This is a genomic window from Pedococcus cremeus (assembly GCF_900111375.1).
Lineage (GTDB): Bacteria > Actinomycetota > Actinomycetes > Actinomycetales > Dermatophilaceae > Pedococcus_A > Pedococcus_A cremeus.
The window spans coordinates 61,938-73,574 of sequence record NZ_FOHB01000012.1; the positions used below are offsets into that span (position 1 = coordinate 61,938).

Annotated in this window: 10 protein-coding genes; 4 read left to right on the forward strand and 6 right to left on the reverse strand. The window is 70.5% G+C overall.

The genetic code is table 11. The annotated features are described in order from the left end of the window. Nucleotides 1–5: 5 nt before the first annotated feature. The 3 genes from BMW78_RS19020 to BMW78_RS19030 form a co-directional block, all read right to left on the reverse strand. Nucleotides 6–497, reverse strand: a complete 492-nt coding sequence (locus BMW78_RS19020; protein ID WP_091762930.1) for an amino-acid N-acetyltransferase — start codon at nt 495–497, stop codon at nt 6–8. Between the two features lie 61 nt (nt 498–558). Continuing rightward, the gene (locus tag BMW78_RS19025; protein ID WP_143056345.1) at nt 559–1,740 is read right to left on the reverse strand and encodes an LCP family protein; all 1,182 of its coding nucleotides are present in this window, start codon (nt 1,738–1,740) and stop codon (nt 559–561) included. An 81-nt stretch (nt 1,741–1,821) separates the two neighbouring features. Beyond that, nucleotides 1,822–3,189 carry an LVIVD repeat-containing protein gene (locus BMW78_RS19030; RefSeq protein ID WP_091762933.1) on the reverse strand — a complete coding sequence of 456 codons (1,368 nt, stop codon included), beginning with the start codon at nt 3,187–3,189 and terminating at the stop codon, nt 1,822–1,824. 113 nt (nt 3,190–3,302) lie between these two features. On the opposite strand from BMW78_RS19030, the gene BMW78_RS19035 reads away from it, so the two are divergent. Continuing rightward, nucleotides 3,303–3,998 carry a DUF305 domain-containing protein gene (locus BMW78_RS19035; RefSeq protein ID WP_143056346.1) on the forward strand — a complete coding sequence of 232 codons (696 nt, stop codon included), beginning with the start codon at nt 3,303–3,305 and terminating at the stop codon, nt 3,996–3,998. Between the two features lie 178 nt (nt 3,999–4,176). On the opposite strand, the gene BMW78_RS19040 is transcribed toward BMW78_RS19035, so the two are convergent. Together BMW78_RS19040 and BMW78_RS19045 are read right to left on the reverse strand one after the other, a co-directional pair. Continuing rightward, a complete protein-coding gene (locus tag BMW78_RS19040) occupies nt 4,177–6,690 on the reverse strand; it encodes an ATP-dependent Clp protease ATP-binding subunit (protein ID WP_091762936.1) in 2,514 nt (837 codons plus the stop codon). A 200-nt stretch (nt 6,691–6,890) separates the two neighbouring features. Beyond that, a complete protein-coding gene (locus tag BMW78_RS19045) occupies nt 6,891–7,406 on the reverse strand; it encodes a hypothetical protein (RefSeq protein ID WP_091762937.1) in 516 nt (171 codons plus the stop codon). Between the two features lie 247 nt (nt 7,407–7,653). On the opposite strand from BMW78_RS19045, the gene BMW78_RS19050 reads away from it, so the two are divergent. Then, nucleotides 7,654–8,487 carry a DUF4397 domain-containing protein gene (locus BMW78_RS19050; protein ID WP_091762939.1) on the forward strand — a complete coding sequence of 278 codons (834 nt, stop codon included), beginning with the start codon at nt 7,654–7,656 and terminating at the stop codon, nt 8,485–8,487. Between the two features lie 43 nt (nt 8,488–8,530). Beyond that, entirely contained in the window at nt 8,531–9,253 is a 723-nt protein-coding gene (locus BMW78_RS19055; protein WP_143056347.1) for a class F sortase, read from the forward strand. Nucleotides 9,254–9,283: 30 nt separating this feature from the next. Here the strand turns inward: BMW78_RS19055 and paaK are convergent, their stop codons facing one another. After that, nucleotides 9,284–10,633 carry a phenylacetate--CoA ligase PaaK gene (paaK, locus tag BMW78_RS19060; protein WP_091762942.1) on the reverse strand — a complete coding sequence of 450 codons (1,350 nt, stop codon included), beginning with the start codon at nt 10,631–10,633 and terminating at the stop codon, nt 9,284–9,286. Between the two features lie 86 nt (nt 10,634–10,719). Between paaK and BMW78_RS19065 the strand changes: the two genes are divergently transcribed. Next, nucleotides 10,720–11,622, forward strand: a complete 903-nt coding sequence (locus tag BMW78_RS19065) for a S1C family serine protease (RefSeq protein ID WP_218144431.1) — start codon at nt 10,720–10,722, stop codon at nt 11,620–11,622. The last annotated feature ends 15 nt before the right edge of the window (nt 11,623–11,637 follow it).

Here is an 11,637-nt window from a genome sequence, read left to right on the forward strand (position 1 = left end):
ACGGCTCAGAACTGGCGGAGCATGCGGGTGTTGCCCAAGGTGTTGGGCTTGACCCGCTCGAGGTCGAGGAACTCGGCCACGCCCTCGTCGTAGGAGCGCAGCAGCTCGGCGTAGACGGCCGGCTCGACGGCCTGGCCCTCGATCGGCTCGAAGCCGTGCCGACGGAAGAAGTCGACCTCGAAGGTGAGGCAGAACAGCCGCTGCACGCCCAGCTCGCGGGCGTCGTCCACCAGCGCCTCGAGCAGCCGGGAGCCCACTCCGGCGCCCTTGGTCTCGGGGAGCACGGCCAGCGTGCGGATCTCGGCGAGGTCCTCCCACATCACGTGCAGGGCACCGCAACCGACGACGCGGCCGTCGATCTCGGCGACCCGGAACTGCTGCACCGACTCGTAGTAGGTGACCGCCTCCTTGGCGATCAGCACCCGCGACTCCGCCATGGGCGCGACGATGGCGCGGATCGCCCTGATGTCGGCGGTGCGGGCGGCGCGGACCACCACGCGGGCCGACGCAGGGCCAGCAGACGAAGGGCCAGCAGACGAAGAGCCAGCAGGCGAGGGGTCAGCCGCCAAGCCGACCGTCCTTGATGTCGTTGAACAGCGCCTGCGCGCCACCGCCGAGGAGCACCACCGACTGGCCGCTGCGCATGCCCACCCCGCCCGGGGTGACCTTGTTGGGCACCTTGGAGGAGTCGGTGAAGAGGGCGGCCGCGGAGAGGTTGAGCACCTGCGCCGCCGTGAGGTCGGTCTCGACGTGCGGCCACATGGCGCTCAGGTACTTCGGCAGCTTGGCGGCACCGCCGGCATGCGCCATGCCCATGCCGGCCAGGATCAGGCGACCCTGGTTGGCCGAGCGGCCGAAGTCGCCGTTGGCAAGCGTGTGGCGCTCACGGGCGACGTTCAGGGCCGGCTCACCGCGCAGCAGGTTGACACCCTTCTTGAGCAGCGTGGGCCCGTGGCTGCTCTTGAGGACCTCGGAGGCGACGAACCGGATGCCACCCATGGTGTTGACCATGCCCCGGAAGCCCTTGAAGCCGGTCAGCAGGTAGCCGTCGATCGGCACGCCGCTGTTGTTCTGGACCGTGCGCGTGACACCCGTGGGGCCACCGAAGGCGAGGGAGGCGTTGATCTTGTTGGTGCCACCGCTCGCGAGCGGCACCCATGAGTCGCGCGGGATGCCCACGATCCCGCCGACGCCCTTGGCGTCGACGCCGATGATGTGCAGGGAGTCGGCCCGCGTGCTCGACACCTTCTCGTTCGGGCGTGCGTCGGAGCCGATCGCCAGGACCCGCATGGTCTTGGTGGGCACCCGCTGCTGGAGCCCGAGCGAGGGCCACCATCCTCCGACGACGGTCCAGGTCTTCTTGTCCTTGACGAGCAGGGTGACGTCCTTGCCGTACCCGACGGCGGCGATCCGGGTGTTCTTCCAGCGGCCGGTGGAGCCGGTGAGCGCCACGCTCTTCTTCAGCGGCTTGCGCTTGGCGACGTAGCCGGCGACGTCGCCGGTGGTCGGCACCTTCCCGCCGAGGTAGACGACCTTCATGGTCGCGAGGAGGTCGTTCGGCAGCCCCTTGGCGGTCACGCGCAGCGGTGGCGGCGTGGGGGTGGACGGCGTAGCGGTCGTCGACGTGGGACTCGGCGCCGCCTTGTCCTTGGAGTCGCCCGAGCAGCCGGAGGCCAGGAGCGCGAGGGTGACGACGCCTGCGGTCACGGCGTGTCGGGGCATACGAGACAGATCAGCCACGCGCCCCAGAGTACGGGGGCGCGTGGCCGGATCCGGTAAACGCGCTGGTCAGCGCGTCGTCTCAGCGTGTCTCACGCCGTCTCAGCCCAGGTCGTAGACCGGCTGGGACTGCACGTTGAGCTCGTCCATCGGGACCTGGTCGGCCTTCTTCAGGCTCGGGTCCGTGATGTCCAGGACGTCGAAGCCCTGGCCGAGGTCGGACGAGTACACGTTGCCGCGGTAGAAGTACGACGACCAGGTGCCGCCGCCACCACCGTTCGGCATGGGCCCACGCTCGAAGTAGCCGATCTCACGCGGGTTGTCCGAGTCGGTGAAGTCCCAGAAGCTCGTGCCGCCCATGTACCAGGACTGCACCATGACGTCGCGGCCCTTGACCGGGATGAGCGAGCCGTTGTGGGCGACGCAGTTCTCGCTGTCGAACTGGTGCCGCGGGATCTTGTAGTACGACCGGAAGGTCAGCTTGTTGTCCTTGCTGAGGTCGTAGATGCCGTTGGCGCCGCGGGTCGGGCCGATCTTGGCGTTGCAGGTGGCCGCACCGCCGCCCCCGAGCTCGTCGGTGAAGACGACCTTGGTGCCCTTGGTGTTGAACGTCGCCGAGTGCCAGAACGCGAAGTTCTCGGTGTCGGTGACCCGGTCGATCACCTTGGGGGCCACCGGGTTCGAGATGTCCATGATGATGCCGTCACCCATGCACGCGCCGGCCGCGATCTTCTTGGCCGGGAAGGCCGTGATGTCGTGGCAGCCGGTGGTGTTGGTGTAGCCACCGTCAGGGAACAGGTTCGGGGTGGCCACGACCTTGGCCGTCGTGGGCGCCGCGATCGGCACGTCGACGATCGAGATCGAGTCGTGCGGCGGCTGGCAGTCCGGGAACTCGGCACGCGGCGAGTAGCTCGAGACGTACAGGTAGACGCTCTTCCCGCCCGGCACGACGGTGTGGGTGTGCGAGCCGCAGTCCGTCTCGACGGACTTGATGTACTTCGGGTTCGCCACGTCGGAGATGTCGAAGATCTTGATGCCCTCCCACGACTCCTTGACCGCCGCCGACTGGGCCGTGGAGGAGCAGGAGTCGTCGCTGCGCGAGGAGTCGGTGGAGAGGAACAGCAGCGTGCCGTAGACGCTGATGTCGTTCTGCGAGCCGGGGCAGTTGACCTGCGCCACCATGGTCGGCTCGGCCGGGTTGCTGACGTCGTAGACGACGAACCCGTTGTAGTTGCCGACGAAGGCCTTGCCGTCCTGGAAGGCGATGTCGGTACCGGTGCCGCCGGTCAGCGGGCCGGACTGCTGGATGTTCTTCAGGTGCTGCACGTTGGCGCTGCGGCCGATCTCGTAGGGCCCGAGCTGGGTTCCTGACTTCCCGACTCCATCCCCTGCACTGGCGCTGGCGGCGCTGACTCCGCCCACCGCCACGGCCGCCGCGAACACGCTGGCGACCAGTCGACGAACTCTCATCGGTGTCTCTCCTCGATCTGTCGAAGGTCCGATCACCCTCTCGGCGCAGGCTTTACGCAAACAAGACCGAATCCCTCTGGATTGGGTAAAAAGTCCCACCTAGCCTCGTCTGCGTGAGAGTTACCCCCCACGCCGTCGTGGCCGCCGCCGGCCTCGCGCTGCTGACCGCCGTGCCGCTATCGGGCTGCACCAGCGGCAGCGAGGCCGCGAGCGCCGCCCCGGTGGTGACGTCGCCGACCGCTCCTGTCCTACAACCCGGCAAGCCGGGCCAGCCGAACGCCTCCCTCACCGGCACCGCCGCCGCGCCCACCCCGACGTCGGCACCCGACCCCGACGACGTGCGGTTCCTCCAGGACATGGTGGTCCACCACGCGCAGGCCATCGTCATGGTCGACCTCGCACGCGGCCAGCTCACCGACCCCCAGGTCAAGGCCCTCGCCAGCAGGATCGCCGACGAGCAGGAGCCCGAGATCGCCTACATGGCCAAGCTGCTGCGCGAGCGCGGACAGCGCGTGCCGCCGCAGGCCGAGAACCCCCGTTTCGGGGTGCGCGACCACAGCGCCCACGGCTCGATGCCCGGCATGGCGACCCCGCAGCAGCTCGACCAGCTGGCCGCCGCGCGAGGGGTGCAGGCCAACCGGATGTGGCTGACCCTCATGACCGCCCACCACCGTGGCGCCCTCGCCATGGTGCTCGACCAGCAACGCAACGGCCGTGACGACCTCGTCACCCAGCTCGGCGACGAGGTGCACGTGACCCAGCTGGCGCAGATCAACCACATGAAGCAGATGCTCGACCGGCTCGCCTGACGGCGGGGCGGTTCGTCGAGCGGCAGGACTCGCGGCGGGAAGGGACTCAGCGCGCGGAGGAAGACTCGCCTGGCGGGGAAACGGAGAGGCCCGGGACCAGATGGTCCCGGGCCTCTTCGCGTGGTGCTGAGGGTGGAGGCGAGGTATGCCGGGTGGCGGCCACCCGGCATACCTGCGGTCAGTCGCTGGTGTCGCCCACCGTCTCCACGACCGGGAGGTCGAGGGCGCTGGGGTGCGGGTTCCCGACGAAGGTGAAGGTCTCGGCCTTGCCCTCGCCGGTGGTGCCGACCGCGACGATCTCGCCGGCCTTGAGCTCGCCGTAGAGGATCTTCTCGGACAGGACGTCCTCGATCTCGCGCTGGATCGTCCGACGCAGCGGACGGGCGCCGAGCACGGGGTCGTAGCCCTTCTTCGCCAAGAGGTTCTTGGCGTCGGGGGTGAGCTCGAGGCCCATGTCCTTGTCCTTGAGCCGCTTGTCGAGCTTGGCGATCTCGAGGTCGACGATGGCGACGATCTCGGCCTGCGTGAGCTGCGGGAAGACGATCGTGTCGTCGACCCGGTTGAGGAACTCGGGCCGGAAGTGCTGCTTGAGCTCGTCCGTCACCTTGTTCTTCATGCGCTCGTAGTCGCTGCGGGTGTCGGGACCGGCGGTGAAGCCGAGCGAGCCCTTGGAGATGTCCCGCGTGCCGAGGTTGGTCGTCATGATGATGACGGTGTTCTTGAAGTCGACCATCCGGCCCTGGGAGTCGGTGAGGCGGCCGTCCTCGAGCACCTGCAGCAGCGTGTTGAAGATGTCCGGGTGGGCCTTCTCGACCTCGTCGAACAGCACGACCGAGAACGGCTTGCGGCGCACCTTCTCGGTGAGCTGGCCGCCCTCCTCGTAGCCGACGTAGCCGGGAGGCGAGCCGAACAGCCGCGACACGGTGTGCTTCTCGGAGTACTCCGACATGTCGAGCTGGATGAGGCTGTCCTCGTCACCGAAGAGGAACTCGGCCAGCGTCTTGGCGAGCTCGGTCTTACCGACGCCGGTCGGACCGGCGAAGATGAACGAGCCACCGGGACGACGCGGGTCCTTCAGGCCGGCGCGGGTGCGGCGGATCGCCTGGGACAGCGCCTTGATGGCGTCGTCCATGCCGACGATGCGCTTGTGCAGCTCGTCCTCCATGTGGAGCAGTCGCGAGGACTCCTCCTCGGTGAGCTTGAACACCGGGATGCCGGTCGAGGCGGCCAGCACCTCGGCGATGAGCTCCTCGTCGACCTCGGCCACGACGTCCATGTCGCCGGACTTCCACTGCGACTCGCGCTCGGCCTTCTGGGCCAGCAGCTTCTTCTCGTCGTCGCGGAGGCGGGCGGCCTTCTCGAAGTCCTGGCCGTCGATGGCCGACTCCTTCTCGAGCCGCACCGAGGCGATCTTCTCGTCGAACTCACGCAGGTCCGGCGGAGCGGTCATCCGGCGGATGCGCAGTCGCGCGCCCGCCTCGTCGATGAGGTCGATCGCCTTGTCCGGGAGGAACCGGTCGTTGATGTACCGGTCGGCCAGGTTGGCCGCCGAGACCAGCGCGGCGTCCGTGATGGACACGCGGTGGTGGGCCTCGTAGCGGTCGCGCAGGCCCTTGAGGATCTCGATCGCGTGCGACAGCGTCGGCTCGGCGACCTGGATCGGCTGGAACCGGCGCTCGAGGGCCGAGTCCTTCTCGATGTGCTTGCGGTACTCGTCGAGGGTGGTCGCCCCGATGGTCTGCAGCTCGCCGCGGGCCAGCATCGGCTTGAGGATGCTCGCCGCGTCGATGGCGCCCTCGGCGGCACCCGCACCGACGAGGGTGTGGATCTCGTCGATGAACAGGATGATGTCGCCGCGGGTGCGGATCTCCTTGAGCACCTTCTTCAGCCGCTCCTCGAAGTCACCGCGGTAGCGGCTGCCGGCGACCAGCGCGCCGAGGTCGAGGGTGTAGAGCTGCTTGTCCTTGAGGGTCTCCGGGACCTCGCCCTTGACGATGTCCTGGGCCAGGCCCTCGACGACGGCGGTCTTGCCGACGCCGGGCTCGCCGATGAGGACCGGGTTGTTCTTGGTGCGGCGGGACAGCACCTGCATGACCCGCTCGATCTCCTTCTCGCGCCCGATGACCGGGTCGAGCTTGCCCTCGCGCGCCGCCTGGGTCAGGTTGCGGCCGAACTGGTCGAGCACGAGGGAGCCCGCGGGGGTGCCCTCCTGCTGCGCACCGGGGCCCACGCCTGCCGCGGCACCCTCCTTGCCCTGGTAGCCGGAGATCAGCTGGATCACCTGCTGGCGGACCCGGTTGAGGTCGGCCCCGAGCTTCACGAGGACCTGGGCGGCGACGCCCTCGCCCTCACGGATCAGGCCGAGCAGGATGTGCTCGGTGCCGATGTAGTTGTGGCCGAGCTGCAGCGCCTCGCGGAGGCTCAGCTCGAGGACCTTCTTCGCCCGCGGCGTGAAGGGGATGTGGCCGGAGGGGGCCTGCTGGCCCTGGCCGATGATCTCCTGAACCTGCTCGCGGACCGACTCCAGCGAGATGCCGAGGCTCTCCAGAGCCTTGGAGGCGACGCCTTCACCCTCGTGGATGAGGCCGAGCAGGATGTGCTCCGTGCCGATGTAGTTGTGGTTGAGCATGCGCGCCTCTTCCTGCGCGAGCACGACCACCCGACGGGCACGGTCCGTGAACCGTTCAAACATCTCTCTGCTCCTGCCTAATCGAGATCACCTCGATGCTATCCGTGTGGGCCGACCCCGGGTAACGGGTCGAGCGGACCGATGCGGGATCGGAACCGTCTGGCGTCGAGCCACCGGGCTTCATACATGGGGGCAAACGCGGCGTCCCATCGGGGTGTTCCCCCTGCGGCCCGTGTCACGCACGTGTTCGCCGTGGGCGGACATCAGCTGTCGGGCCCCTTCCGGCGGACCTCCTCGACCTGCTGCACGGCGGTCCGCAGCTCGCCGAGCCAGGTCTCGGACCGCTCGCCGACGAGCCGCACGCACCAGGCGAGCGCCTCGGCCCGCGACCGGGCCACCCCGGCGTCGACGAGGGTGTCGAGCACCTTGCGCTCGGGTTGGCGCAGCCGCGTCATGACCGGTGCCGCGAGGTGCGTGAACAGCGCCTCGCGGTCGCCGACCCTGACGCCCCAGGACACCTTCTTGCCGCTGAGGTGCTCGAGCTCACGGGCGATCTCCATGCGCCGCTCGCGGGTCTCCTCGCGGAAGGACTTGATGCGGGCGCGGGCGGCGACCTCGTGGTCCGCCTCGTCCGCGTCCTCGGGCAGCTGCGGCTCGCGCAGGGTTCCGATGACGACGATCTCGTCGCGGTCGCGGCGCACCTCGACCGGGCCGGTGAACCACTCCTCGGGAAGGCGGCCGGCCAGCCAAGCCTCTGCGGTTGTTGTGTGTGTAGTCATGTAATCAAGATTACAACGCTGCACTCAGGAGGCAATCCGCTGTGGGCGAACGCTCGCCCACCTGCCGGCCTGCCCGCCCGCCGGCCTGCCCACCTGCCGGCCCGCCCACCTACCACGACAGACGCACTGCCGAACTTGTTCAAAGTTTTGAAGAAATGAAGCGGTTCGGCCATCCGGCGTCTGCCCTGGACCGAACTGGAGGTGTCAGGCACCCGCCGGGGGATGCCACGACCGAAGGGAACACCTCATGAAGGCTTCACGGAACCCAGCAGTCCGCGCCGTGCTCGCAGCGGCCGGCGTCCTCGCCGCCACCGGTGCGGCCACGCTGCCCGCGCAGGCGGCGTCGACCGCGACGGTGACCGTCGTGCACGGCATACCGAACACGCCGGTCGACGTCTACGTCGACGGCAAGCGGGCGATCTCGGACTTCACCTTCAAGACGGTGACCGACCCGATCAGCCTGCCCGCCGGGTCCCACGACATCCAGGTCCGCCCTGCCGGTGCCGCCAGCGGCTCCAAGCCGATCCTCGAGCTCTCGCCGGACCTGCCCGCCGGGGCCAACGCCACGGTCGTGGCCTACCTGAACGCGTCCGGCAAGCCGGCGCTCAAGCCGTTCGTCAACCCCACGACCGCCGTCCCGGGCGGGATGGGCCGCCTGGTCGTCCGCCACACGGCAGCCGCACCGGCCGTCGACGTCCTCGCCGGCGGCAAGCCGGTCATCACCAAGCTGACCAACCCCAACGAGAAGATGCTCATGGTGCCTGCGGGCACCGTCTCCGCCTCGGTCGCAGCCACCGGCACGACCAAGCCGGTCATCGGCCCGGTGGACCTGCCCATCGAGTCGGGCCGGACCCTGGTGGTCTACGCCATCGGCAGCCTCGAGGGCGGCAGCCTTACGGCGGTGACGCAGAGCTACGCCAGTGGCGGTGGCGCTGCGCCGAGCTCGGTCAACGCCGGCACCGGCGGCCAGGCGGCCGACGGAGGGCCCGGCGCGGCACTCCTCGTGCTGGCCGGTGTGGCCGGGGCGGCCCTGGTCGTCGGCGGGTCGCGTCGCCTGGCGACCGCCCCCGCCAAGCGCTGACCGTCATCACCGACCACCCACGAGGCTGACGCGGAGGCGGGTCGTGCGACCCAGCAGGCACCGGCGACCGGGACTGGCTCCCGTGGTCGCCGGTGCCCTGCTGCTCGCTGCCACCGGCGTGGGTGCCGCGGTGCGGGCGGCCGACCGACCGGCACCGGACGCAGGCGTCGTGCCCACCGGCTCGGCCAGGGCCGGCGCCCCGTCCGGGACCGCGCCCAGTGCCGGCGCGCCATCCGGGACCGCACCCGCTCCCAGCGCCACCTCACGCACGGCAGCCAAAGCCGCCGGAGCCGCGACCCTGACGCCAGCGCCGGACCGTTCCTTCCTGCCCTCGAACCTGCGCGTCGCCGCCATCGGGGCGGTCGCACCCGTGGTGCCGACCACCGTCGACGACAAGGGTGGTCTGGGCATCCCCGACAACCCGCGCCAGGTGGGCTGGTGGTCCGGGGGCGCGGCGCCCGGCTCCCCCTACGGCACCGTCCTCCTGGCCGGCCACGTCGACTCGGCGGAGGAGGGGCTCGGCAGCCTGGTCGACCTCAGCCGCACACCGATCGGCGCCACCGTGCGGGTGTCAGGACCAGCCGGCGTCTCGCAGGCCTACCTGGTGGTGGCCCGACGGTCCTACCCCAAGGCGACGCTGCCCTGGCGCGAGCTGTTCCGTCAGGACGTCCCGGCCCGCCTGCTGCTCGTCACCTGCGGCGGCGAGTTCGACCGCAGCACCGGGCACTACGAGCGCAACGTCGTCGTCTTCGCCGTGCCGGCCTAGCGGCCCTCCCGGTACCGACCCCGCCGTCCCTCAGCGCAGGTGGCGCTGGTCGTCGATCCGCTTGGCCTTGCCCAGGGAGCGCTCGAGGGCGTGCGGCTCGACGACGTCGACCCGGATGGTCACGCCGACGCGGTGCTTGACCCGCGACTGCAGCTCGCGGCCGAGCTGGACGCGCCGCGCCTCGTCGACCCGCTCCTGCGCGGTCTCGACCCGCACGGTCAGCTCGTCCATGCGCCCCGGCCGGGTCAGCACGCAGACGTAGTGCGGCGCCAGCCCCTCGATGGCGAGGATGTGCTCCTCGATCTGCGAGGGGAAGACGTTGACCCCCCGCACGATCATCATGTCGTCGCTGCGTCCGGTGATCTTCGCCATCCGGCGGAACTGCGGGTATGCCGTGCCGGGCAGCAGCGTGGTCAGGTCACGGGTGCGGTAGCGCACCACCGGCATGGCCTGCTTGGTGAGGGAGGTGAAGACGAGCTCGCCCTCCTCGCCGTCGGGCAGCACCTCGCCGGTGATCGGGTCGACCACCTCGGGGAAGAAGTGGTCCTCCCAGATGTGCAGCCCGTCCTGGGTCTCCCCCGACTCCTGGCTCACGCCCGGGCCCATGACCTCCGAGAGGCCGTAGATGTCGACGGCCTTGAGGTGCGTGCGCCGCTGGACCTCCTCGCGCATCTGCTCGGTCCACGGCTCGGCGCCGAAGATGCCGATCTCGAGCGAGCAGTCCTTGGGGTCCATCCCCTGCACCTCCATCTCGTCGAGGATGGCGAGGAAGTACGACGGGGTGACCATGATGATGCGCGGCTCGAAGTCGCGGATGAGCTGCACCTGGCGCTCGGTCATGCCGCCCGAGACGGGCACCACCGTGCAGCCGAGCCGCTCCGCGCCGTAGTGGGCGCCGATGCCGCCGGTGAACAGGCCGTAGCCGTAGGCGACGTGCACCATGTCGCCGGGTCGGCCGCCGGCGGCCTCGATCGAGCGAGCCATGACCTCGGCCCAGGTGTCGATGTCCTCCCTCGTGTACCCGACCACCGTGGGGCGGCCGGTGGTGCCGCTCGAGGCGTGGATGCGCGAGACCTGCTGCCGCGGCACCGCGAACATCCCGAACGGGTAGTTGTCGCGCAGGTCGGCCTTGGCCGTGAACGGGAAGCGGCCCAGGTCGGCGAGCTCGCGCACGTCGTCCGGGTGGACTCCCGCGTCGTCGAAGGCCTTCCGGTAGTGCGGCACGTTCTCGTACGCGTGGCGCAGGCTCCACCGCAGCCTCTCGAGCTGCAGCTCGCGCAGCGCGGTCAGGTCCGCGGGCACCGCGGGCGGCCGCAGGAGGGAGGCCGACCCGGGGCCGGACGGAGGGGTGTCGACGCCGTTGTCCATGGAGCTCTCCATGAGGCCGAACCTAACCCACGAGGACTGCGTCATATGGGCCCTCCCGGAGCGGAGGTGCCTGCGTCATCTGCCCGTGGGCGGGACGGGTGACCGCACGTACCGTCGAGAAGGTGGCCGGGATGCTGCCGTCGACGGCCGCCGAGCCCCCCACGGTGGTGCCCCCGGCGGAGTCCGAGCGCGCGGAGGGGGGCCGGGCAGCCCGGCTGCTCCGCGGCATACGGGCACGTCGGTGGCGGCGACTGGCAGCGGTGGCCGTCGTGCTCGCGCTCGCGGCCACGCTGGGCGCCCTCGTCCTGCGGCCCGACACCCCCGCACTGACTCGCCGCGACGTCGAGCGGGCGGTGGACCAACGTGTCGGCAGCGCCCTGGAGCAGCAGCAGGAGAAGCCGCCACCGGCGTCCGTCGTCTACCAGGCGGTGCTGCCCTCGCTCGTGCAGGTGGTGACCCGCTCGGGTGACGGCTCGGTGGGCACCGGGGCAGGGGTCGTCGTCAACGCGGCGGGCGCGGTGCTCACCGCCCTCCACGTCGTCGACGGGGCCACCTTTTTGCAGGTGCGGTTCGCCGACGGCACGCGGGCCCGGGCCACCGTGGCCACGCGCCGCGACGCCGACGACATCGCGGTGCTCACCGTCGACCGCCTGCCCGACGTCGTGGTGCCCGCCGTGCTCGGGGGCTCCGCGCAGGTGGGGCAGCCGGTCGTGGCGGTGGGCCACCCGTTCGGCCTCACCCGCACCGTGACGTCCGGCGTGGTGTCGGGCCTCGACCGCACCGTGCGGCTCGACGACGGCGGCACCCTCGACGGGCTCATCCAGTTCGACGCGGCGGTGAACCCCGGGAACTCCGGCGGCCCCCTGCTCGACGAGGCGGGCCGCGTCATCGGCATCGTCACCGGGCTCGCCAACCCGGCCGACCAGGCCTTCTTCGTCGGGGTCGGCTTCGCCGTGCCCATCGAGAACGCCGCGGCCGCCGCCCACGCCCCACCCGTCTAGCCGAACCCGTGCGCA